The sequence below is a fragment of the Curtobacterium luteum genome, assembly GCF_001475545.1.
Lineage (GTDB): Bacteria > Actinomycetota > Actinomycetes > Actinomycetales > Microbacteriaceae > Curtobacterium > Curtobacterium luteum_A.
Map to the genome: position 1 here is coordinate 1 of NZ_LDQC01000014.1, position 22,549 is coordinate 22,549.

A 22,549-nucleotide genomic window follows, 5' to 3' on the forward strand; every position below is an offset into this window, starting at 1 on the left:
GTCGGGGCCGGGGTGGAGGCGCCGGGGAAGTTCTCCGGGACGATGCCCGGGTCGAGCGAGATCGGCGCGAGGATCCCGTCCGCGCCCGCCTGCCGCAGCCCCGTGACGTCGGCGTCCGCCCAGGGCAGCGCGAAGGTCTCGTTGCGGATGTCCTCGAGGTCCTGCAACCAGGCGGTCGCACTCGACGGCGCGTTCTCGCCGAGGATCCGGATCGACGCGATGATGCGAGGGTCGATGCCGACCGCGACGTTGTGCCCCTCGGCGGCGCGGAGCTGCTGGGTGAGCGTGCCGTCGACGGCGGTCGCGGCGGCGAGTTCGTCGGCACCGACGAACATGCTCGACGAGTGCGGCAGGGTGATCGGCATGGCGACCGACACGCCGACCGGTGTGACGCCCACCGAGGTCTCTGCCGAGGCCGGGTCCCACGTGATGGCGGAACGGGCGATCGCGGTCGTCTCACCCGCGGTGTACACGGCAGCGATGCGTCGCGGGCCGAACGAGCCGTAGCCGCCGAGACCGACGTTGCCGGGGACGATCTTCACCGAGCGGAGGGTGACCGACCGGTGCGCCGGGACGGCCGGGACGTCGACGGTGTCCATGGGGGCGCCGGGGTAACCGGTCGTGCTGGTGTCGACGAGCCAGTCCGCGAGTTGGTCGCGGGAGCTCACCACCCGGGAGATGTCGAGCTCGGCCGAGCCCGCCGGGAGGTCTCGGTCGGTGTCGTTGGTCACGGTGACCGAGAGCGTGAGGTCCTCGTCGCGGTGCACGATCCCGCGGTTCGCCGGGGACACCGTGACGCTCGTCGTGCCCTCGGTCGCGGTCGACGGCTCGGCGGGAGCGGTCTCGACCGAGGACGCGGTCGTCAGGGCGCTCGCGGACGGAGCGTCGACGGGCGCGACGACGAGGCCGAGCGCGACGAGGGTCGACGCGGCTGCGGCGAACATGGTGCGGAAGAGCTGCATACAGGGGTGTCCGGCGGATCGACCCGGACCGTGCACGAGTGTATGAGGCCCCACCATGAACGCCGTCCGTGCGCGCGCAGGGTGTGGAGAACTCGTCGGCACGATCTGGGAGGATTGGTCCGTCATGCAGTCCGTTGCCCAGGCCGTCGAGCGACTCGACGCACTCGCCGAAACCCTCCCCGTGGCCACCCTCGCACGGGCGTTCGCCGACGCCGGACACGAGCTGGCCCTCGTCGGCGGCCCGGTGCGCGACGCCTTCCTCGGTCGTCCGGTCACCGACCTCGACTTCACCACCGACGCGACCCCGGACGACGTGCTCCGGATCGTCGAGCCGATCGCGAGCGCCACGTGGGACGTCGGCCGCCAGTTCGGCACCATCGCCGCACGGGTGCACGACGAGCAGGTCGAGATCACCACCTACCGCAGCGACGTCTACGACGGCGAGACCCGCAAGCCCGAGGTGGCGTTCGGCGAGACCATCGAGGACGATCTGCTCCGCCGCGACTTCACGGTGAACGCGATGGCACTCCGGCTCCCCCAGCGCGAGCTCGTCGACGTCCACGGCGGCGTCGAGGACCTGCTCGCCGGACGGTTGCGCACGCCCCAGCAGGCGACGGTGTCCTTCCGCGACGACCCGCTGCGGATGATGCGGGCGGCTCGCTTCACCTCGCAGCTCGCGTTCACGGTGTCCGACGACGTGCGCGCCGCCATGGCCGAGCTCGCCGACTCGATCGAGATCGTCTCCGCGGAGCGGGTGCGCGAGGAACTCGTCAAGCTCCTGGACACCACCGACCCCGTTCCCGGGCTCCGCCTGCTCGTGGACACCGGGCTCGCCGAGCGGTTCCTGCCGGAGCTCCCCGCGATGAAGCTCGAGATCGACGAGCACCACCACCACAAGGACGTGTACGAGCACTCGCTCACGGTGCTGACGCAGGCCATCGGGTACGAGGCCGAGCGGCACCCCGGCGAGGCCCCGGACACCGTGCTCCGGCTCGCCGCGCTCCTGCACGACATCGGCAAGCCCGCGACCCGGAAGCTCGAGCCCGGCGGTGCGGTGAGCTTCCACCACCACGACCTCGTCGGATCGAAGCTCGCGAAGAAGCGCCTCCGGGCCCTGCGGTTCGACAACGACACGATCGCGTCCGTGGCCAGGCTGATCGAGCTGCACCTCCGCTTCTTCGGCTACACCGACGGTGCGTGGACCGATTCCGCCGTCCGTCGGTACGTCCGCGATGCCGGTCCGGAACTGGAGCGGCTCCACGAGCTCACCCGCAGCGACGTGACGACCCGCAACCGGCGCAAGGCCGATCGCCTCGGGTTCGCGTACGACGACCTCGAGGCGCGCATCGCGACCCTCGCCGAACAAGAGGAACTCGACTCGATCCGTCCCGACCTCACCGGCGACGACATCATGCGCATCCTCGACATCGCCCCCGGACGAGCAGTGGGTGAGGCCTACCGGTTCCTGCTCGAGACCCGGATGGACGAGGGCCCGCTCGGCGCCGACGAGGCCGAGGCGCGCCTGCGCGCCTGGTGGGCGGCGCGCGACGCCGACTGAGCGGCCGCACCACGGGTGCGCCCCGCGCCCGACGCACCTGCCTGGAGGCCCGGTGCGGCTTCCACAGGTGGTGGCGCGCCTCCAGGCGGTCCGGTAGGCTAGCTGGGTTGTCTCCGCGCGTCTGCGCGCTGACACATGCATCAACCCTCCTGCTCCGGGAACCGCCCGGAGCCGCCGAGACCAAAGGAGGTGGGTTCCGCATGCACCAGTACGAACTGATGGCGATCCTCGACCCCGAGATCGACGAGCGCACCGTCGCTCCCAGCCTGGACAAGTTCCTGGCCGTGATCCGCAACGACGGTGGAACCGTCGACAACGTGGACGTCTGGGGCCGTCGTCGTCTCGCCTACGAGATCGCGAAGAAGTCCGAGGGCATCTACGCCGTCGTCGACTTCACGTCCTCCCCCGAGGCCGCCAAGGAGCTCGACCGTCAGCTCGGTCTCTCCGAGGCCGTCCTCCGCACGAAGGTCCTCCGCGCCGAGGAGGCGATCGCTCAGGTCGCCGCCCAGAAGCAGCGCGACGAGGCCCGCGCGGCCCGCAAGGCCGCGAACGCGACCGCGAGCGCCGAGTAAGTCATGGCCGGCGAAACCGTCATCACGGTGGTGGGCAACCTCACCGCGGACCCCGAACTGCGCTACACGCAGAACGGGCTCGCGGTGGCGAACTTCACCATCGCCTCCACCCCTCGCACGTTCGACCGTCAGGCGAACGAGTGGAAGGACGGCGACGCGCTGTTCCTCCGTGCGAGCGTGTGGCGCGAGTTCGCCGAGCACGTGGCGGGCTCGCTGACGAAGGGCTCGCGCGTCATCGCGCAGGGTCGTCTCCGTCAGCGCTCGTACCAGGACCGTGAGGGCCAGCAGCGCACGAGCATCGAGCTCGAGGTCGACGAGATCGGCCCCTCGCTCCGCTACGCGACCGCGCAGGTCACCCGTGCAGCGGGCGGCAACGGTGGCGGTCGTGGCCAGGTCGGCGGCGGCAACGCTTCCGGCGGCAACGGCGGCGGCAGCTGGAACGGCAACAACGGCGGCGGTCAGTCGGACGCGCCCTGGTCCCCGCAGGGTGGCCAGCAGGGCGGCGGCAACGCACAGTCGAACGACGTGTGGTCGACGCCCGGCGGCTCGTACGACGACGAGACCCCGTTCTGATCCCTCCGGTCCCCCGGACACAACTTCTTCATCTCTAAGGAAAAACAATGGCTGGAAAGAGCACCGGCGACCGCCGGAAGCCTCGCGGCAAGGGTGGCAAGAACGCCGCTCCCGCGAAGTCGATCAAGGTCGGCGTCATCGACTACAAGGACGTCGCGACCCTTCGCAAGTTCATCTCGGAGCGTGGCAAGATCCGCGCTCGTCGCATCACCGGCGTCTCCGTCCAGGAGCAGCGCCTCATCGCCCGTGCCGTGAAGAACGCCCGTGAGATGGCGCTCCTCCCCTACGCCGGCTCCGGCCGCTGATCGGAGGACTTCCCATGTCGAAGCTCATCCTCACCCACGAGGTCTCCGGCCTCGGTTCCGCCGGTGACGTCGTCGACGTCAAGAACGGCTACGCCCGCAACTACCTCATCCCCCAGGGCTTCGCTGTCGCGTGGTCCAAGGGCGGCGAGAAGCAGGTCGAGTCCATCCGTGCGGCCCGTGCCGCTCGCGAGCTCGCCACCATCGAAGAGGCCCAGGACCTCAAGATGAAGCTCGAGAACGCGACCATCAAGCTGACCGTCAAGGCCGGCAAGGACGGCCGCCTGTTCGGTTCGGTCCGCCCGGCGGACGTCGCCGAAGCGGTCCAGGCGCAGGGCGTCGGCTCGCTCGACAAGCGCAAGGTCGAGGTCCCCGCGACCATCAAGACCGTCGGTGACCACGAGGCCACCGTGCGTCTGCGCGAGGACATCACCGCGGTGATCTCCCTCCAGGTCGTCGCCGCCAAGTAAGGTCGCGTCTTCCGCTCACGACGGGCGGGTCTCCTCCGGGAGGCCCGCCCGTCGTCGTGCGTGCGGCTGGCTGTTCGCGGCTGGCTGGTTACCGCTCAGGTGGGCGTCACGAACCTGGAAACCGCTTGAGAAAGTTGTCCTCAGGTTCTCGTTTGTCAACTGGTTTTACACACCCGAAACGGGCGGTTCGAGAACCTTCAATGGGAACTTTAACCCCACTTTTCCACACATGGTGTGGAACAAAAAAGCCCAGGTCAAGTGGTCGAAACTGTGTTCTAGAGGCCTGTTGTCCACACCCCTCTCCACAGTTGTCCACACTGCACCCCGGCGTGTTCCGCAGACTCTCCACAGAGTTATCCACAGGGGGCATTTGTGGGGATAACTTCCTCGCCCATACCGTGGCCCAGCGACTCGGCGATGTCGGTCGCCCGGGGTAGAACTTCGGTGCGGGCAGGGGCCCGAGCCGTACCAACGACAGGAGTCCGTGTGTCGATCGCGCATCTCGATCCGTCCCCCCGCGACGTCGCCGACCGCGGAGGCATGGAACGGACGCCGCCACACGACCTGCTCGCTGAGCAGTCGACCATCGGCGGCATGCTGCTGTCGAAGGACGCCGTCGCCGACGTCATCGAGACCGCCCGCGGTGTGGACTTCTACATCCCGAAGCACGAGGTCATCTTCGACGCGATCCTCTCGCTGTACTCCCACGGCGAGCCGACCGACGTCATCGCCGTCACGGACGAGTTGACGAAGACCGGCCTGCTCTCCCGGGCCGGCGGCGCCGAGTACCTGCACAGCGTGACGAGCATGGTGCCGACCGCTGCCAACGCGGGGTACTACGCCGCGATCGTCGCGGAGAAGGCCGTGCTCCGCCGCCTCGTCGACGCCGGCACCCGCATCGTGCAGATGGGCTACGCCTCCGAGGGTGAGGTCACCGACCTCGTCAACAGCGCCCAGGCCGAGGTCTACAACGTCGCCGGTGGGGTCCAGACCGAAGACTACGTCCCGCTCACCGACGCCATCGGTGCCGCCATCGACGAGATCGAGGCCGCCAAGGGTCGTGACGGGCAGATGACCGGCGTGCCGACCGGGTTCAGCGGCCTCGACGGGCTGACGAACGGCTTCCATCCCGGCCAGCTCATCATCGTCGCCGCCCGACCCGCACTCGGAAAGTCGACCCTCGCGCTCGACCTCTGTCGCGCGGCCGCGCTCAAGCACAACCAGACCGCAGCGTTCTTCTCGCTCGAGATGGGGCGTGCGGAGATCGCAATGCGTCTGCTGTCCGCCGAGTCGAGCGTGCCGCTGCAGAACATGCGCAAGGGCACCGTCGACTCGCGCGACTGGACGACCATCGCGCAGACCCGCGGCCGGATCAACGACGCCCCGTTCTTCATCGACGACTCCCCCAACATGACCCTCGTCGAGATCCGGGCGAAGTGCCGCCGCCTCAAGCAGCAGCACAACCTCAAGCTCGTCGTCATCGACTACCTGCAGCTGATGACCTCCGGCAAGCGGGTCGAGTCCCGCCAGCAAGAGGTCTCGGAGTTCTCGCGTGCGCTCAAGCTCATGGCGAAGGAGCTCGGCGTGCCGGTCATCGCGCTCTCGCAGCTGAACCGTGGTCCGGAGCAGCGTGCGGACAAGAAGCCGATGATCTCCGACCTGCGCGAGTCCGGGTCGATCGAGCAGGACGCCGACATGGTGATCCTGCTGCACCGTGAGTCGGCGTACGAGAAGGACAACCCGCGTCAGGGCGAGGCCGACCTCATCGTGGCGAAGCACCGCAACGGGCCGACGGACACGATCACGGTGGCGTTCCACGGGATGTTCTCGCGGTTCGTCGACATGCCGCAGTAAGGCGGTGGTTGTCGTCCGCCAGCTAACTTGTCCAACTGCCACAAAACGTGTCCTGAAATACGAGGCTGGACAAGTTGGTTGGCAGCGGCGATCCGCATCGTCACTCGGCTGGGCTCCGCTTTCGCCCGTCGCGAAGCGTCCGTTTGACGTGCGTGCTCTGGGATAGTTTGCGGACCACCTATGTGAGACGGGGCTTGCTGCAGCGCGGGGCTGTAGGAGTCCGAAGCCCTCAGGAACGCCTCGGGCCGACGGATGGGTCGATGATCGAAGGGGGTTGGCTGCCCTGACCGTGTCCTGGATGACGATCCGTGTCCGGTCGCGGCTACGTTGTCGGCATGGTCCATTCGGAGCGCCGTCGCATCAACATGTTCTGCGATCAGGAACGCGACCACGGCGAGGAGTACCAGGAAGCCGAACATTTCGGCACGCCGAATCCGAGAGCGTGGCGGCCCGATGGCCCCGTCAACCGACGGGTGAATGAAGCCTGTCCTGACCCGAGTCAGAGACGCGCCCGAAGGACCATCGGTTAGCGGCGCTGTTGCCCGCGGGGCACACCAGTCGGCGGAGAGGGCTGACCGCCATTCGTGAGCAGGGCGTCACGGCTGAGGGCTCGGAACCACTGATGGCCGATGTCGGCGGTGAATTGACGGTGCCAGGCGAGGATGATCGGAATCGGCGGCAGGTCGATCGGGAGGCGGAACTGCGCCACGTCGGCGCCGAGTTGCGCGGCGACGGATGCCGGCAGGACTGCGAGCGTGTCGGTGGCACGGACCACCTCGACCGCCGCTCCCGTGGCAGCCAGTGACGCCACCACCGTGCGGGACCTGCCGATCGACTCCAGGTGTTCGTCGATGCGGTCTCGCAGTCGCCCGCGGCGGGACACGATCACGTGTGACGCGGCGACCCACCGGTCGAGGTCGACGGGTGCCGTGAGGATCGGGTGACCAGATCGAGCGACCCCGACGAGTTCGTCCGCACCGGCGGCGTCGTGGTCGATCGCTGAGGACGTCGGAGCGGACGACCCGATTTGGAGATCGACAACGCCTCGTCCGAGGTCGTTGTCCTCGCCGGACGCTTCGCCGAGGAACCGCACCCGCACCCCGGGCGCACTCGACGAGACCTGCTGTGTGAGCACGGGCGCCAGCGCCGTAGTCAGAGCGTCGTGGGCCCGCACCGTGAACGTCCGCTGCAGAGTTCCGAGGTGCAACTCTCGCTCCGGCGCGAGGACAGCAGCACTCCGCAGCACCAGTGCCCGCACCTCGTCCCGGAGCGCGAGCGCCCGGGGGGTGGGCCGCATCACTCGGCCCGTGCGGACGAGAATCTGGTCCCCCGTCGCGCGGCGGATCCGGCCGAGTGTGCGGCTCATCGCAGGCGCGGAGAGATGCAGCCGATCCGCGGCGCCGGTCACGCTTTCCTCTTCCAGCAACGCATCCAACGCGGTCAGCAGGTTCAGATCAAGTTGCACGAAACGCAATTTACACGTGCACGGATTGTATTTGTGCGCAGGTGAGAGCACTCCTACCGTTGCCACCAGAGCGACGACACCCGTCGCGACAAGGGAGAACAACCCATGAACGAGACCACTGCATCCGTCCAGACCACCGACGACTCGGCACTGCTCGATGGCCTTGTCGCCGCCGTCACCGAGGCCGGTACCGTCCTGCTCGACCGGTTCTCGACGGCGAACCGCGTCGAGGACCGCGACGCACTCCTGGCAGCGATCGGCGACAACGACGACGCGTCCACCGCAGTGCTCCGCCCAGCGCTCGAGCAGCTCCGCCCGGAGGCACGGTGGGACGACGACGAGGAAGGTCACGGCGGCCTCGGTGCCGGCGAGTGGTGGGTCGCGGACGCTGCCGAGGGCAACGTGAACCACATCCACGGCGGAGCGAACTGGGGCGTCACCGCGACCCTCGTCCGCGACGACGTCCCCGTCATCACCGCAGTGTTCCTGCCCGCACTCGGCCAGACGTTCACCGCCGTCCGCGGCGGGGGCGCCTTCCTGAACGGGTCTCCGATCACAGTGTCGGCCAAGTCCGACCTCGCCGCGGCGCTCGTCGGCACCGGGCAGGCCAAGCCCGGCGAAGCCCCCGAGGTGCGCCGTCTAATGAGCGGATCCATTGATCGGATGCTCGACGCGGCGCTGCTCGTCTCAGCCACGGTCCCGGCGACCCTGCAGCTCGTCCAGGTCGCCGCCGGGCACACCGACGCGTTCTGGCAGTACGGCCAGGTCCGCTCCGGCCTTCTCGCCGGCGCCCTGCTCGTGCAGGAAGCCCACGGCGCCGTCATCGACACCACCGGCATCCCGTGGACGCTCACCAGCCCCGACTTCATCGCCACCACCCCTGGCCTCGCGCCGAGCATCGCCGCAGTCCTCCGCTGACACCCCTACCCACCGAACCACTTCCACTTCCACTTCCAGGAGTCCCCATGACCACCACCAGCAGCATCACCATCGCCGTCCTCGGCTCAGGCCGGGTTGGCAGCACCCTCGCAACCGGACTCGCGGCCGCCGGCCACGAGGTCACGCTCGGCGTCCGTAACCCCGGCACCGCCCAGCACGACGTCCTCGCCTCGGACGTCGCGACGGCGATCGAGACCAGCGACCTCATCGTCAACGCAACCCCGGGTGACACGACCCTGGAACGGCTCGTGGGCCACCGTGACGCTCTCGCCGGCAAGGTGCTCCTCGACGTCTCCAACGCCACAGTCCGCAGCACCGACGGTCTCCCCGGCGGGCTCCTCTACCCCGACGTCAGCCTCGGCGAGCTCCTGCAGGATGCCCTGCCCGACACAAAGGTCGTCAAGACCCTGAACACGATGCTGTTCTCGGTCATGACCGCTCCAGGGAACCTCACGGCCCCACCTACCGCGTTCGTCTCCGGCGATGACGTCGACGCGAAGCGGCTCGTCCGGACCGTCCTGCAGGACCTCGGGTGGGATGACGACTGGATTCTCGACCTCGGTGGGATCAGCACCGCCCGCGGTACCGAAGCCATGGCACTCATGGTGCCCAGCCTCCTCGGCGCACTCGGGTTCGTACCCTTCGCACTCACCGTCGCCCGCTGAACCGTTCCGATGCCCGATTGGCTGCTTGACATGGGAACCTGCGGCAGTCTCGGGCTCATCGAAGGGTTGCCCGGTTGTCCTCACTTCGGAGAAGAGCACCGAGGAGCTGTCCCACCCCACGGCTGATGGAGGCTCTCAATCCACTCAGGGCGCTGGGCGAGAGCGCAGCGTCTACGCAACTACGGCGGCAGTTGCGGCGGTCGCTGGACAGATCGGCGCGCAGTTCCCGAATTGGGTCAAGCAGGGCCGGAAGAACGGTGCTGACCCGTTCGTCATCGCTGTCGCAAAGGTTGAGGGTGGCATGGTTATCTCGGGCGAGACGAACGGTGGACCCGGTCGACCAAAAATCCCGTACGTGTGCGGGCAACGGCAAGTGGGTCATGGTCGGCTGGTGGACCTGATCACTTCCGAGGACTGGGTAATCGGTTGAGCGATCAGCAAGAAGGCTCCTGGCCCCGCCGCAACAAGCCCCTACTCGATCGCTGATTCAGTGCCCGCGCGGGGACTGCGGCGTTCGACGAGGACGTTGTCGCGCCACTGTCCGGCCCACGGCCCGAACGTCATGAGGCCGATGCGTTCTCGGGTGCCGAGTTCGCGGAAGCCGTGGCGGGCGTGGAGGGCGCGGGATGCGGTGTTCTCGGGGAAGATCCCGGACTGGATGGTCCAGATGCCGGCGGCTTCGGTCGACGCGATCAGGGCGTCGAAGAGCACATGTCCGACGCCGCGGCCACGCGCTGCGGCGGCGACGTAGACGGAGTGCTCGACGACGCCCCGGTACACCGGCCGGGCGGAGGTCGGAGAGACCGCTACCCAGCCGAGAACCGCGTCACCGTCGGCTGCGACGAACCGATGCTCCGGCAGCTTCACGGCGTCGAATGCTTCCCACGTCGGCGGTGCCGCCTCGAACGTCGTGTTCCCGGTGGCGATGCCCTCCCGGTAAATCGCTTCCACGGCGGGCCAGTCCGCGGCGGCCATCGGCCGCACGAGGACCGTGGGGTCGGTCATGGGTGCAGGAGCTCGTCCTGGATGCGGGCGGCGACGGCGTCGCGCATGGGGCGGACGTCGTCGGGGGCCCAGGAGTCCGGGTCCGGGAACGACCACTGCAACACCTTCCCGCGGGGCGTCGCGGGAAGGTCGAGGCCGGGTTTCATCAGCACAACCACATCGGCCTGATCCAGCAGTTCGGGGGTGACCTTCCGCGGGGCGCGGTCGCTGATGTCGAGGCCGAGTTCCGCGACGGTCGCGGCGATCGACGGGTTCACCTCGTCGGCGGGGGCGATCCCGGCGGAGGTGGCGGTGTATCGGTCGTCGGCGGCGAGCTCGAGGAGGGCTGCGCCGAGTTGGGAGCGGCCGGCGTTGTGCTTGCAGATGAACAGCACGGTGGGCTTGGTGGTCATGTGGGGTCCGGTTCAGTTCGTGCAGCAGGAGCTGCTGGCGGGCGGAGCGGCCGGGGCGGGTGCGGCGCAGCAGGACGACCCCTCGGCCGCTTCGTTCGTGGCGGGAACGCCGCAGGAGGATGAGCCGCCAACATCGGTGGTGCAAACGCCGGTCTCGGGGAGCACGAGCTGCACGTCGCGGGCGGCCTGATGATCGCCGGCGAGTTCCGCGGCGATTGAGCGGACCTGCTCGTAGCCGGTGAGGAGCAGGAACGTGGGGGCGCGGCCGTAGGACTTCATCCCGGCGATGAAGAAGTTCGGCTCCGGGTGCGCCAGCTCCGCGACGCCGTGCGGAGGGACGGAGCCGCAGGAGTGCAGGTTCGGGTCGATCAGTGGCGCGAGCGCCCGCGGTGCTTCGACGATGTCGTCCAGGCCCAGGCGGATCTCGCGGAGCATGTTGAGGTTGGGCCGGAACCCGGTCGCGTTCACCACGACGTCGACCGTCACCGCGAACGGCTCCCCGGCACGGCGGCCGGTGACGGTGACCGAGTCGCCGTCGGGGCGGACGTCGTCGATCTCGTATGAGGCGAGCTGCTCGATGCGCCCGGACTCTACGAGGCCGTGAACATTGGAACCGAGCTGCCCGCGAGCAGCCAGCCCGTCAGCAGCGTCTGCTCCGAGCCGCGCGGTGCCGGCGTTCCGGATCGCCCACAGCAGGGTCGTGCCGGGTTCGTCCTTCGCGAGGGCGGCGAGATTGATGAGCGTGTTCGCGGCCGAGTGTCCGGCGCCGACGACGAGGACCCGCTTTCCGGCGAACCGCGCACGGTCGGCTCCGAGGACGTCGGGGAGGGCGTGCACGACGTGGTGGCCGAGGTCCGCGGCGGGGGCGATGCCGGCGGCGGTGAGCGGGTTCGGGGACGTGTAGGTGCCGGAGGCGTCGATGACGGCGCGGGCGGTGACGTCCTCGACGCCATCGGCCGTACGGAGGCGGAGGAGGAACGGGGTGTCGGCGCGGCCGGTGGAGCGGGTGCGGTCCATACCCTGCCGGGACACGGCGTCGACGCGGATGCCGTACCGGATCACCCGGGCCAGCTCCGGGGCCTGGGCGAGGGGTTCGAGGTACCGGGCGACGAGGTCGTGCCCGGTCGGCAGCGAGGACCGGCGGGGCTCGGTCCAGCCGGTGGGTTCGAGGAGCCGTCCTGCGGCGTCGTCGATGACGTACCGCCACGGGGAGAACAGCCTGGTGTGCCCCCACGCCCGGACGGACATGCCGACTTGGTTGCCGGCTTCGTAGACGACGACGGGGAGGCCCTGCTCGAGGAGGTGCGCGGCCGCGGCGAGCCCGACGGGGCCGGCGCCGATGACGGCGACGGGCAGCCCGGTGAGCCGGTCTGCGTCGGCCCGGGGTGGGACGGTGAGGGTGAGGGTCATGGTCGTGGTCCTTCCGGTGGTCAGGCGGATGCTTCGGTGGGCAGCAGCTCGGCCAGGAGTGCTTGCACGCGGTTCTTGATCTCGTCGCGGATGGGGCGGACGTCGTCGATGCCCTTCCCGGCGGGGTCGGTGAGGTCCCAGTCCTCGTACCGCTTGCCGGGGAAGATCGGACACGCGTCGCCGCAGCCCATCGTGATGACGGCGTCGGAGTCGCGGACCGCGTCGGTGGTGAGGACCTTTGGCTGGTTGCCGGCGATGTCGATGCCCTCCTCCGCCATCGCCTCGATCGCGACGGGGTTGATCTGGTCCTTCGGGGCGGAGCCTGCGGAGAGGACCTGGACGCGGTCGCCGCCGAGGGCCTGGGCGTAGCCGGCGGCCATCTGGGATCGGCCGGCGTTGTGGACGCAGACGAACAGGATTGTGGGGGTCGCGGTCATGGTGGTGCTTTCGGTTCGGGTGGTCATCGGATGAGGGTGAGCCAGCCGGCGAGGGCTGTCAGGGTGACGGCGAGGACGGGGACGGTGAGGACGATGCCGGTGCGGAAGTACTGCCCCCAGCCGATGTGGATGCCCTTCCGGTCGAGCACGTGCAACCACAGCAGTGTCGCCAGCGACCCGATCGGGGTGATCTTCGGGCCGAGGTCGGAGCCGATGACGTTGGCGTAGATCATCACCTCGTGCGTGAGGCCGGTCTCGCCGGCACCGCCGATCGCGAGCGCGGCGATGAGGACGGTCGGCATGTTGTTCATCAGCGATGCCAGGATCGCGATCGTGAACCCGACGCCGAGCGCGGTGACGAGGACGCCGTGGTCACCGAACACGTCGAACAGTCGGGCGAGGTAGTCGGTGAGGCCCTGGTTCTGGAGCCCGTACACGACGAGGTACATGCCGATCGAGAACAGGACGATCTGCCACGGCGCCTCCCGGATCGTCTTCCACACCGGAATCAGCCGCCCGGACCCGCCACCGGTGCCACCACTGCCGCCGGTGACGGTAGCTGTGCCGCCGGTCGTGACGAGGACCGGGGACGCAGCATGGCGGGCGAAGAGGAACGCGGGTTGCCGGGCGGCGACGAGGACGATGACGACCGCGCCGACACCCGCGACGGCGGCGAGGGGCACGCCGAGTGGGTCGGCGGCGAAGTAGCCGACGAGCAGCACGGCGAGGACCACCCATCCGGCGCGGAACGTCGCCCGGTCCTTCACCGCGGCGGCGGGACGGGTGAGCGCGAGGACGTCGTACCGCTTCGGGATCGACCGGCCGAAGTACGCCAGCAGCATCCCGAGGGACGCCAACACGGACACGACGCCGACGGGCACCATGACGGCGGCGTACTCCGCGAACCCGAGGTGGAAGTAGTCGGCGGAGACGATGTTGACCAGGTTCGACACCACCAACGGCAGGCTGCCGGTGTCGGCGATGAACCCGGTGGCGAGGATGAACCCCAGCGCCGCCTTCGCCGGCATGTTCAACGCGCGGAGCATCCCGACAACGATCGGGGTGAGGATCAGCGCGGCCCCGTCATTAGCGAACACGGCCGCGATGACCGCGCCGAGACCGACGATCAGCACGAACAGCAGCCGACCGTTCCCACGGCCCCAGCGGGCGACGTGAAGGGCTGACCACTCGAAGAACCCGGCCTCGTCGAGGATCAACGAGATCAGCACCACCGCGACGAACGTCAGCGTCGCGTTCCACACGATCCCGACAACGGTCGGGATGTCGGAGAGTCCGACGACGGTGGTGGCGAGGGCGATGACGGCGCCGATGAGCGCGGTGTAGCCGATGGGGAAGCCCTTGGGCTGCCAGATCACCACCACGAGCGTCGCGACGAAGATCGCCGCAGCGACCACAGCCAGCACCATCAGGCAGTCACCGGAGCCTGGTTTGCTGCTGCGGCGGCGCGCTCCCAGCCCTGCGCGGCGACCTGCACGGCATCCCACGGGGACCCGAGCGGCGGCGTGTAGGAGAGGTCGAGGTCGATCACGTCGTCGACCGACAGGCCGGCGTGCAGGGCGGTGGCGAACGTGTCGATTCGCTTGCTGATCTCCGCAGTGCGTTCCCCGACGATCTGCGCCCCGAGGAACCGTCCGGACGTGTGGTCGCCGGTGACGCTGATCGTCAACGGCACCGCACCCGGGTAGTACCGCTTGTGGTCGTCCGCGACCGTCACCCGCGTCAGCGGCGACACGTCCAGCGGGGCGGTTTCGTGGTGGCGGAGGCCGGTGCGGGCGGCGACGAGGTCGAACACCTTCACCACCTGCGTCCCCACCGAACCGGCGAAGGTCCGGGACCCGCCGAGCATGTTCTCCCCGGCGACGCGTCCCTGCTTGTGCGCGGTCGTCCCGAGCGGCAGCCACGTCGTCCCGAGGAGCCGGTGGTGTGTCACGACGCAGTCACCCGCTGCCCACACGTGCGGCACCCCGGTACGCATCTGCTCGTCGACGATGATCGCGCCGGCCTGCCCCAGCTGCGCACCGGCAGCGGCCGCGAGATCCGTTACCGGCCGCACCCCGACACAGACGACCACGAGCGCGAACGTTCCGGCGGCGTCCCCGGACGTGGAGGTAGTCGCGACGCTCCACTGCCCGCCGCCCGCCGGGGTGATTCCGGTGACGGTCGCACCGGTCAGCACCGTCGCGCCGTGCCGACGGACCTCCGCGGTGACCAGGGACCCGAGTTCCGGGTCGAGGGTGGAGAGCACTTCCGGGCCGCGCTGGATCAGCGTCGTGTCGAACCCGCGGGCGACGAGCCCCTCGGTCATCTCGAGGCCGATGTAGCCGGCGCCGACGACCGCGACGCGGCTGCCGGCAGGCAGGAGCTCCAGGGCGGCGACGACCTGCTCGGCGTCGGTCATCGAGTGCAGCAGGTGAATCCCGGGCTCTCCGAAGGGCATCCCGGCCGGGCGGACCGGCTCCGCGCCGGTCCCGATCAGCAGCTCGTCGTAGGCAATTTGCTCATCGCCGGCCGGGCCGGTGACGGAGAGCAGCTGGCGGTCGACGTCGACGGCGGAAGCCCATGTCGAGGAGCGGACGGTCATCCCGGCGGCTTCGAGGTCTCCGCGGGTGCGGTGCGCGAGGGACGCTTCCGTGGCGACGTCGCCGGAGACCCAGTAGGGGATGCCGCAGATGGAGAAGTTCGGGAACTCGTCGGCGAGGACCACCGTCACATCGGTCGATGGGTCCAGCTCACGGGCGCGCAGCGCCGCGGCGATGCCGGCGTCGCTGCCCCCAACGGCAACAAGGTGAGTCATCGGGTCGGTCCTTTAGATCGATCGGAAGTCGAGCAGGAACATCGAAGCATGTCAATATTGATGAGCGCAAATGTAGACGCAAATCAAAGCACGGGGGATGATGGTGCGATGACGACGATCGAGCTGCTCCCTATCCAGGACGTCACCGCATGCTGCTCGCCCGTCACGACCGAAGCGATGACACAGGAGTCCGCCGAAGTCCTCGCGAAGTCGTTGAAGGCGATCGCCGACCCCGCGCGTCTGCGGCTGATCTCGATGGTCGCTGCGCACGAGGGCGCGGAAGCGTGCGTCTGTGACCTGCAGGAACCGCTCAGCCTGTCCCAGCCGACCGTCTCGCACCACCTCAAGGTGCTCGTCGACGCCGGCATCCTGCACCGCGAGAAGCGCGGTACCTGGGCCTACTTCTCCCTCGTGCCCGGCGCGCTCGAGTCCGTCGCTGCTCTGCTGACCTCACCTACCCGGTGAGCGAGTCCGGCGTCCGTTAGCCGATCGCCTATCGGACGACCGGTCGTCGACCAGCCGGCGATGCAAAGCGGAGCAGGTACCCATCGGGATCAGTCACGCAGAACTGGCGCACACCAGCTTCCTCATCATCGATCCGGTACCACTTTGTCTCGGGCTGCATGAACAGCTCGACCTGGGCCTCTCTGAGAGCTGCTGCAATCGTCGAGCAGTCCTCGACGGTGATCTGGAAGTTGATACCGCGGCCACGGGGAAGGTCCAGCGGCCCTGTGATCCAGTCGCGCCCGACTCCTGTTTGGTCGAGCATGACGTGCGCGTCACCCAGCGTGAGGTAGGCGAACCCTTCTTCCGGGCGGGAGTAGCGAATGGTGAACCCGCAGAGCTGCACCCAGAAAGCGAGACTCGCATCTAGGTCGGTGATGAGCAGTTCGGGTACGAGTGCGGGTTCGACGTCGTTGGCCATGGGGCCATCGTGGCCGTTGCGAACGCCGCTCGCTCACCCATCGTCCATCGAGACTCGGCTTACATCAGGACAAGCAATCTGGCAGTAGCACCGGACACCGACCCCGTGGCGGGAGCGTCGCCGCGCCAGCCCCGGACAGGCTGGCCGGCGGCTGACAGCTGTCGTCGTCGTCCGCCGGCGGTGGTCGCCACCAGCCTCCCGGGCGTCCGACGGGCGACCCCTCATCCGGCTGGCGGAAAGCGGGTGCCCCTGCTGGACTGCCGGTATGAGCCTCAGCTTCGCCGTCCCTGACGTCAGTGCTCTCGAGCGCGTCACGGCCGCACTGACCTCCTGGCAGCGTGACGATGCTCTCGTGCAGTTGCATCCGGGCGATCTCGGCTGGTTGTGGCGGCACGGCGCGTCCGCGGTGGCCACTGCACTGCGGACCTGGTCCGACGGGGACACCGTCCTCGCGGTCGGGTTCTTCGACGGTCCCGAGGTGTTCCGGATGACCGTGTCACCCGATCGCTGGTCCGACGCGGCAACAGCGCGCCGCATCCTCGACGACCTCAGCGCCACCGACGGAACGCTCGTCCCGGACGGCTGCCTGTCGGTCGAGGTGCCCACCGGAACAGCTGTCCACGAGTTGATGGCATCGTCGGGATGGCGACCAGGCGAGGCATGGACGCCGCTCGCTCGAGATCTCGCCGAGCCCGTGGACCTTGCAGGACAGGACCTGCGGACCGAGATCGTGGACAGCGGACGTGTCTCGGGCTTCACGACGGCGCACCGGTCCGCGTGGGGTTCGCAGGGCTTCACGGACGAGCTCTGGAACACGATGGCCGGCGGACCCGCGTTCCGGGAGAGCGTGTCCATCCTAGGTCGAGATGCCGTGGGTGCGTCCGTCGCAGGGGTGACGGTCTGGTCTGCAGGTGCAGGGCGACCGGGACTCATCGAGCCGATGGGTGTGGCAGCCGACCACCGTGGACGCGGCTTCGGCCGGGCGATCTGCATCGCTGCCGCCGCCGAGTTGCAGCGACGTGGAGCGTCCATCGCGTGGGTGTGCACTCCGAGCGCACTGCGCAGTGCCGTGGCGACCTACCGATCCGCCGGGTTCATCCCGTTGACCGAACGTCTCGACCTCGTCCGGCAGTGAACGAGCGCTCGCGCGCCGTGACCACCGGACCATCGCCTCGGGCTGCCAGCATGGGCACACGTCATCGCGCGACGCACGTGGCGCGACGCACGACCGAGACCCCAGAGTGACATGCATGACGAACCCCACGACACCGAAGCAGCTGCGCCTGATCATCGAGACGGACGACTTCGACGATGCGATCCGCTTTTACCGCGACACGCTCGGCATGCCCGAGCAGATCGCGTTCGCCACCGACGGTGACGACCGGGTCGCGATCCTCCACGCGGGCATCGCCACGATCGAACTCGCCACCCGGACCCACGCGAGGAACATCGACGAGGTCGAGGGCATGCCACCGACGCCGGCCGGTCCGCCCTCGCTCCGCATTGCGCTGGAGGTCGAGGACACCGAACTCGCCGTCGCGCGGACGACCGATGCCGGAGCCGAACTGCTCGCCCCGCCGACACCGACGCCGTTCCGGTCGAAGAACGCTCGCGTGCAGGGACCGGCGGGATGGCAGGTCACCTTCTTCCAAGAGCTCGAGACTCTCAAGGAGCGTCAGGAGCGCACGGGCTTCACGACGGACGACGCGCGGCCCGGGCACGACGCCTGAGCAGGGACGTCCCTGATCCGGAGGGCGCACGGTTCCGGCGGTGTGCGGCGACGAGGCCTAGCCTCGCGGTGTGTCGACCTCGACCAGGCGCCTCCTCGGCGCGACCACAGCAGCACTGCTCCTCGGTGCCCTGACCGCCTGCACCGGGGCCGGCGTCACCGGGGCCGGCAGCACCGCAGCGAGCAGCACCGGCACCGAAAGCACGGGCGCCACCACCGGCAACCCCTCCGCCGACCTGCACGCCGTCCGCCTCACGGTCGCCGACGGGACCGACGCCGGCAAGGCGCGGGGCCGCGACCTCCGGATCCCGAGTGGCTGGCGCGCCGAGGTGTGGGCCGACGTCCCCGACGCCCGCATGGCTGCCTGGCTCCCCGACGGCAGCATGCTCCTCACCACCGGTGACCGCGGCACCCTGCTCCGCCTCGACCCGCGGGACGACGGGCGTGCCCCGGCGGTCGACGAGCTGGCCACCGGACTCGACGACCCCCAGGGCGTCGCCGTGACCCAGCAGGACGGCCGAACCGTCGTCGTGCTCGGCGAGGGCACCCGCATCGTCAGCTGGCACTACCGGGGCGGCGGGCTGTCGGACCGATCGATCCTCGTGGACGACCTGCCGACGGGCGGCCACGGCGGGAAGTTCGTCGCCGTGCACGACGGCGTCGTGGCGTACGACATCGGCTCCGCGTCGAACAGCGACGGCTCCGACCGACGGGACCACCCGGACCGCGCCGTCATCCGACAGGTCCGACTCGACGGCAGCGACGACACACTGCTCGCGACGGGCGTCCGCAACGGCGAGGGCCTCGACTTCGCCCCGGACGGCACGCTCTTCACCGCGGTGAACCAGGCCGACAACCAGCCCTACCCGTTCCGCGACGACACCGGGCAGTACGGCAAGCGCGTCCAGTCCTACGTCGACGAGCACCCGAACGACCAGGTGACGCGGATCACCGAGGGCACGGAGCTCGGCTGGCCGTTCTGCCAACCGGACTCCCGTGGGAAGCCCGACCTGCTCGACCTCGGGTACGTCGACGACCCCACGAACAACCCGGACGGTGCCGCTCTCGACTGCTCGACGGTCTCGCGCACGATGGTCGGCCTGCCGTCGCACAGCGCCCCGATCGGGTTCGTGTTCACGAACGGCAGCGCACTCCCCGAGGCGTTCCGCGACGGCGCCCTGATCACGTCGCACGGCTCGTGGAACCGTGAGCCGCCGCGGCCGCCGTCCGTCTCCTACAGCGCGTGGGACGACGCGACCGGGACGCTCGGTCAGCCGAACACGATCGTCGAGGGCTTCCAGGACGCCGACGGTTCGCGCTGGGGGCGGTCCGTGGACGCCGTCCCGGGCCCGGACGGATCGCTGTACGTCACCGACGACACGGCCGGGCTGGTCTACCGACTCACGCCACCCGACTGAGCGACGGGGACGCGCATCCAAGCGTCCGGGCTTCCAGGCTTCCAGGCACCGGACTGGAGGCTCGTGGCGGCGCCGCCCCGCGCCTCCAGTCCGGTTCACGGCCGCGACTCCAGCCGACGCGGGACGGCTCGGTGCCTCCACCGCACCTGCGCGTCCGCGCCCCGTCGGGGGCATCACCGGGTGATGACCGAACCCTCGCCGCTGGCCACCGCGCCGCTCGGGGTGTCCTTCCGGGTCAGGGACTGGCTCGACCGACACGCATCGTGACGTGCACTTCGCGTTCGTCGGGCCTGGCCGCTTCCCGCCCCCCGCGGCACCTCCCCAGCCCGGCGGCGCAGGATGAACGGACGCACAGACGACCGCGGAGGAGCAGCCATGTCGGACACCAGCAACACCAGCCCCGAGGCCACCGAACCGACGAACGACGAGGACGGCACGGCGAAGTCCGGCGGCCTCGGCGACGACGCGACCATCCCGAACCACCCCGACGGCGTCGCCGCGGGGTTCTCGGAGACCGACTCGCACTTCAACCCGGAGGAAGACCCGAAGCACGAGTGAGCCGGCCGCGGCGGCGGTAGGTTGCGGGCAGGAGGTACCCATGGCCGCCGACGCCCGCACGACCGCCGCCGCGTACACGGTGCGACCACTCGACCCGTCCACCTGGGACGCCTTCGAGGAGCTCTGCGCGTCGAGCGACGGCTACCCGAGCGGGTGCTGGTGCAACGGCATGCACGCGGAAGGTCTCACCCGCGAGGCCGCGGCCAACCGGGAGCGCAAGCGGCGCCGGGTCCTCGACGGGACGACGCACGCCGCGCTCGTCTTCGACGGTGCCGGCGGTGGTGACCAAGACCGCTGCGTGGGTTGGTGCCAGTACGGGCCCGCGGACGAGATCGTGCACATCAAGAACCGTCGACGGTACGACCAGACGCAGGACGGCCCGCCGCCCGACTGGCGCATCGGCTGCAACTACGTCCGCGCTGGACACCGGCGGCAGGGCGTCGCGACGACGGCTCTGCGGGGTGCACTCGACCTCATCGCTGCCGCGGGCGGTGGTCGCGTCGAGGGGTACCCGGAGCCGGCGGGGACAGTGCCGGCCGGGTTCCTGTTCCACGGGGCGCTGTCGACCTTCGAACAGGCCGGGTTCACGCGCGACCGGAGGATCGGCAAGCACCGCTGGGTCGTGACGAGGACGGTCTGGCCGGCTGCACCCGCGATCTGAGGCTGTCAGCCGATGTGCGGGATCAGGGTCGCTCGTCGACGAGCGCGACGAAGCGGCTGCCGATCCCCTCGACCTCGTGACGCGTGAAGCCGGCCGGGGCGTCGGGCGCCTGGTACGGAGCGTGGTAGTCGCACATGAGGTGGTCCCAGTCCGGCCACCACTTCTTCGGGCGGGCCGTCTCCGAGTACCCGCACACGACGCACTCGAGGCGCTGCCAGACCTGCTTCTTCCCGGTACGGTTCGCGCGGGACTGCACGAGCCATGCGGGCGGGTCCTGCTCGATCGCGGCGAGCTCGTCCTCGCTCAGCCGGGCGGGGATGCCGTGGCGGGTCGCCATCTCGAGGGGGATGTCGAGCCGGACGGCGGCCTCACGTCGCGAGAGCATCCGCCAAGGATAGGCCGCGCCGACCTCGCCTGCTGACGCGGGCTCAGTGCCCGTCGATCGCGTGGCACCCGCCGTCGAGGACCCAGCCGGCGGCCGACACCTCGGCGGTGCCGTCGCGCTGCACCGATCCGACGAGGCATCCGCTCATCTCGACCTGCGTCTCGAACTCCACCCGGTCGTCGTACTCGACGATCCAGGGGTCGGCCGCTCCGACGGCGCGGAGGACCTCGGTGACGGCGGTGAGCGTCACCGGTGCGGGGAGCTCCGCGATCCGGCGAGCCGCTTCGGCACGCACGACGGCGAGTTCGGCAGCCGCCTGCGACCCCAGCTCCGTCCGCTCGTGGTGCCGCTTGTTCAGCGAGTACTGCGGCGGGCTGTCCGCACCGGGTCCGGCTCCGTCGCCCGAGGCCGCGTACGTCCCCGCGGCACCGGTGGGACCAGCGGTCGTCGGAGCGGCGGTCCCCACGGACGATCCGACGGTGCGGTCCGTCATCGCGCAGCCAGCCAGCAGACCGAGCGTGAGCACCGCCCCGAGAAGGGCCACAGCCCGTCGTCGTTCCCCCATCCGTGCAGCCTGACAGATCCGGGTTCCCCAGAGGAGGACCGTCACCGCATCGTGACCTGACGGACCGGAGGCGCGTGGCGGCGCCGCCACGCGCCTCCAGGCCGGTGCGCGGACCCCCACCCGATCAGGTGATGACGACCTGCGCGTTCACCAGGATCTCGTGGAGGTCGTCGCGCAGCACCTCGCGAGAGGGCACGTCGATCTTCACGGTCAGCGCGACGCCGGGCCGGGCGAACGCACGGGCGACGGTCGCGGTCCATGTGCCGTCGGCCTGCCCGGCGATCGACAGGAACTGTGCCGTCCCGCCACCGGCCGTGGGCAGGAGCTGCTCCTCGAGTCCCTCGACCGGAGCGCCGGCTGCCCGGAAGAGCTGCTCGGTCGCGGCACGGTCGTCCATCGTCGGGTCGAGGCCGGTGACCCGCTGCTGCGTGACCGTCGCCACGGCGCCGTCGGACCGCGTGTACTCGGTCGACCCGGCACTCGGGTCGGAGCGGGTCAGCTCCCACTCGGGCAGCGAGGACACCGACACGCCGAACGCGGGGAGACGGGTGGACGAGAGCTCCGCCCCGTCCTCGAAGGTCAGGTCCTCCGGCTGCGCTCCGGCCGCGGTGCCGCCGACCCCGTCGGTCGCGTCCGCATCCGCCGTCGGGGTCGGGGTGGCGGTCGGGGTCGGTGCGGCTGTGCGCGTCGCTGCGGTCGCGTCGCCCGCGTCGGTGTCGCTGGTGCTGCAGCCCGTCAGCGCGAGTGCGCCGACGACGAGTGCGGCGCCGATGGTGGTCGTCCTGGACAGCGTCATGGTGTGTTCCCCCTGTGGTCCCCGCCGGGCGCCCCTCGCTCCGGCAGTTCGTCGTCGAGCATACGGAACCGCGCCTGCACGTCGACGACGGCC

At 69.8% G+C, this 22,549-nt stretch carries 27 protein-coding genes; 15 read left to right on the top strand and 12 right to left on the bottom strand.

Translation table 11 applies throughout. The annotated features are described in order from the left end of the window. The coding region (locus NS184_RS02270) for a DUF6049 family protein (RefSeq protein WP_242862949.1) at positions 1-962 on the bottom strand (962 nt) is incomplete at its 3' end. A gap of 124 nt (positions 963-1,086) precedes the next feature. On the opposite strand from NS184_RS02270, the gene NS184_RS02275 reads away from it, so the two are divergent. The 6 genes from NS184_RS02275 to dnaB all read left to right on the top strand — a co-directional run bounded on the left by NS184_RS02275 (position 1,087) and on the right by dnaB (position 6,291). Further along, positions 1,087-2,520 carry a CCA tRNA nucleotidyltransferase gene (locus NS184_RS02275; RefSeq protein WP_058724563.1) on the top strand — a complete coding sequence of 478 codons (1,434 nt, stop codon included), beginning with the start codon at positions 1,087-1,089 and terminating at the stop codon, positions 2,518-2,520. Positions 2,521-2,720: 200 nt separating this feature from the next. Continuing rightward, complete coding sequence (rpsF, locus tag NS184_RS02280; RefSeq protein ID WP_058724526.1) at positions 2,721-3,092, top strand: 30S ribosomal protein S6; 372 nt, start codon at positions 2,721-2,723, stop codon at positions 3,090-3,092. Between the two features lie 3 nt (positions 3,093-3,095). Beyond that, entirely contained in the window at positions 3,096-3,665 is a 570-nt protein-coding gene (locus NS184_RS02285) for a single-stranded DNA-binding protein (protein WP_058724527.1), read from the top strand. Positions 3,666-3,712: 47 nt separating this feature from the next. Further along, complete coding sequence (gene rpsR / locus NS184_RS02290; protein WP_017887834.1) at positions 3,713-3,970, top strand: 30S ribosomal protein S18; 258 nt, start codon at positions 3,713-3,715, stop codon at positions 3,968-3,970. Between the two features lie 14 nt (positions 3,971-3,984). After that, positions 3,985-4,437 carry a 50S ribosomal protein L9 gene (gene rplI / locus NS184_RS02295; protein WP_058724528.1) on the top strand — a complete coding sequence of 151 codons (453 nt, stop codon included), beginning with the start codon at positions 3,985-3,987 and terminating at the stop codon, positions 4,435-4,437. 540 nt (positions 4,438-4,977) lie between these two features. Further along, the gene (gene dnaB, locus NS184_RS02300) at positions 4,978-6,291 is read left to right on the top strand and encodes a replicative DNA helicase (RefSeq protein WP_152998015.1); all 1,314 of its coding nucleotides are present in this window, start codon (positions 4,978-4,980) and stop codon (positions 6,289-6,291) included. Positions 6,292-6,817: 526 nt separating this feature from the next. On the opposite strand, the gene NS184_RS02305 is transcribed toward dnaB, so the two are convergent. Further along, entirely contained in the window at positions 6,818-7,756 is a 939-nt protein-coding gene (locus NS184_RS02305) for a LysR family transcriptional regulator (RefSeq protein WP_083513384.1), read from the bottom strand. Positions 7,757-7,861: 105 nt separating this feature from the next. On the opposite strand from NS184_RS02305, the gene NS184_RS02310 reads away from it, so the two are divergent. The 3 genes from NS184_RS02310 to NS184_RS18945 are packed head-to-tail and all read left to right on the top strand — an operon-like array spanning position 7,862 to position 9,790. Further along, positions 7,862-8,674, top strand: coding sequence for an inositol monophosphatase family protein (locus NS184_RS02310; RefSeq protein WP_058724530.1), 813 nt, complete (start codon positions 7,862-7,864; stop codon positions 8,672-8,674). Positions 8,675-8,721: 47 nt separating this feature from the next. Continuing rightward, positions 8,722-9,360, top strand: a complete 639-nt coding sequence (locus tag NS184_RS02315; RefSeq protein WP_058724531.1) for an NADPH-dependent F420 reductase — start codon at positions 8,722-8,724, stop codon at positions 9,358-9,360. Further along, on the top strand, positions 9,257-9,790 hold the full coding sequence (locus NS184_RS18945) for a DUF4411 family protein (protein ID WP_083513385.1): 534 nt from the start codon (positions 9,257-9,259) through the stop codon (positions 9,788-9,790). The genes NS184_RS02315 and NS184_RS18945 overlap by 104 nt, the downstream gene beginning before the upstream one ends. Positions 9,791-9,831: 41 nt before the next feature. Here the strand turns inward: NS184_RS18945 and NS184_RS02320 are convergent, their stop codons facing one another. Genes NS184_RS02320 through NS184_RS02345 form a run of 6 tightly spaced genes read right to left on the bottom strand, consistent with a single transcriptional unit; the run spans position 9,832 to position 15,419 of the window. After that, positions 9,832-10,365 (bottom strand): GNAT family N-acetyltransferase, encoded by a 534-nt coding sequence (locus tag NS184_RS02320; RefSeq protein ID WP_058724532.1) that lies wholly within the window; start codon positions 10,363-10,365, stop codon positions 9,832-9,834. Beyond that, positions 10,362-10,757 (bottom strand): low molecular weight phosphatase family protein, encoded by a 396-nt coding sequence (locus NS184_RS02325; protein WP_058724533.1) that lies wholly within the window; start codon positions 10,755-10,757, stop codon positions 10,362-10,364. The genes NS184_RS02320 and NS184_RS02325 overlap by 4 nt, the downstream gene beginning before the upstream one ends. 12 nt (positions 10,758-10,769) lie before the next feature. Further along, positions 10,770-12,167 (bottom strand): FAD-dependent oxidoreductase, encoded by a 1,398-nt coding sequence (locus tag NS184_RS02330; RefSeq protein ID WP_058724534.1) that lies wholly within the window; start codon positions 12,165-12,167, stop codon positions 10,770-10,772. 20 nt (positions 12,168-12,187) lie between these two features. Further along, the gene (locus tag NS184_RS02335; RefSeq protein WP_058724535.1) at positions 12,188-12,604 is read right to left on the bottom strand and encodes an arsenate reductase ArsC; all 417 of its coding nucleotides are present in this window, start codon (positions 12,602-12,604) and stop codon (positions 12,188-12,190) included. A gap of 23 nt (positions 12,605-12,627) precedes the next feature. After that, the gene (locus NS184_RS02340) at positions 12,628-14,031 is read right to left on the bottom strand and encodes an arsenic transporter (RefSeq protein WP_058724536.1); all 1,404 of its coding nucleotides are present in this window, start codon (positions 14,029-14,031) and stop codon (positions 12,628-12,630) included. After that, a complete protein-coding gene (locus NS184_RS02345; RefSeq protein WP_058724537.1) occupies positions 14,031-15,419 on the bottom strand; it encodes an FAD-dependent oxidoreductase in 1,389 nt (462 codons plus the stop codon). Before NS184_RS02345 ends, NS184_RS02340 begins: the two co-directional genes overlap by 1 nt. 108 nt (positions 15,420-15,527) lie before the next feature. Here NS184_RS02345 and NS184_RS02350 point away from each other — a divergent pair, with 108 nt between their 5' ends. Beyond that, a complete protein-coding gene (locus NS184_RS02350; protein WP_058724538.1) occupies positions 15,528-15,884 on the top strand; it encodes an ArsR/SmtB family transcription factor in 357 nt (118 codons plus the stop codon). 28 nt (positions 15,885-15,912) lie between these two features. Here the strand turns inward: NS184_RS02350 and NS184_RS02355 are convergent, their stop codons facing one another. Further along, entirely contained in the window at positions 15,913-16,344 is a 432-nt protein-coding gene (locus NS184_RS02355; RefSeq protein WP_058724539.1) for a bleomycin resistance protein, read from the bottom strand. A gap of 265 nt (positions 16,345-16,609) precedes the next feature. Here NS184_RS02355 and NS184_RS02360 point away from each other — a divergent pair, with 265 nt between their 5' ends. The 5 genes from NS184_RS02360 to NS184_RS02380 all read left to right on the top strand — a co-directional run bounded on the left by NS184_RS02360 (position 16,610) and on the right by NS184_RS02380 (position 20,710). Beyond that, positions 16,610-17,479, top strand: a complete 870-nt coding sequence (locus NS184_RS02360; RefSeq protein WP_058724540.1) for a GNAT family N-acetyltransferase — start codon at positions 16,610-16,612, stop codon at positions 17,477-17,479. Between the two features lie 115 nt (positions 17,480-17,594). After that, the gene (locus tag NS184_RS02365) at positions 17,595-18,074 is read left to right on the top strand and encodes a VOC family protein (protein ID WP_058724541.1); all 480 of its coding nucleotides are present in this window, start codon (positions 17,595-17,597) and stop codon (positions 18,072-18,074) included. 70 nt (positions 18,075-18,144) lie between these two features. Beyond that, positions 18,145-19,491, top strand: a complete 1,347-nt coding sequence (locus NS184_RS02370; protein WP_058724542.1) for a PQQ-dependent sugar dehydrogenase — start codon at positions 18,145-18,147, stop codon at positions 19,489-19,491. Between the two features lie 375 nt (positions 19,492-19,866). Further along, a complete protein-coding gene (locus tag NS184_RS02375) occupies positions 19,867-20,049 on the top strand; it encodes a hypothetical protein (RefSeq protein WP_058724543.1) in 183 nt (60 codons plus the stop codon). 40 nt (positions 20,050-20,089) lie between these two features. Further along, complete coding sequence (locus tag NS184_RS02380; RefSeq protein ID WP_058724544.1) at positions 20,090-20,710, top strand: GNAT family N-acetyltransferase; 621 nt, start codon at positions 20,090-20,092, stop codon at positions 20,708-20,710. A 22-nt stretch (positions 20,711-20,732) separates the two neighbouring features. Here the strand turns inward: NS184_RS02380 and NS184_RS02385 are convergent, their stop codons facing one another. The 3 genes from NS184_RS02385 to NS184_RS02395 all read right to left on the bottom strand — a co-directional run bounded on the left by NS184_RS02385 (position 20,733) and on the right by NS184_RS02395 (position 22,456). Beyond that, a complete protein-coding gene (locus NS184_RS02385; RefSeq protein ID WP_058724545.1) occupies positions 20,733-21,095 on the bottom strand; it encodes a hypothetical protein in 363 nt (120 codons plus the stop codon). Positions 21,096-21,138: 43 nt separating this feature from the next. Further along, complete coding sequence (locus NS184_RS02390; RefSeq protein WP_152998013.1) at positions 21,139-21,588, bottom strand: hypothetical protein; 450 nt, start codon at positions 21,586-21,588, stop codon at positions 21,139-21,141. Positions 21,589-21,784: 196 nt separating this feature from the next. Continuing rightward, positions 21,785-22,456 (bottom strand): hypothetical protein, encoded by a 672-nt coding sequence (locus tag NS184_RS02395; protein WP_058724547.1) that lies wholly within the window; start codon positions 22,454-22,456, stop codon positions 21,785-21,787. Between the last annotated feature and the right edge of the window lie 93 nt (positions 22,457-22,549).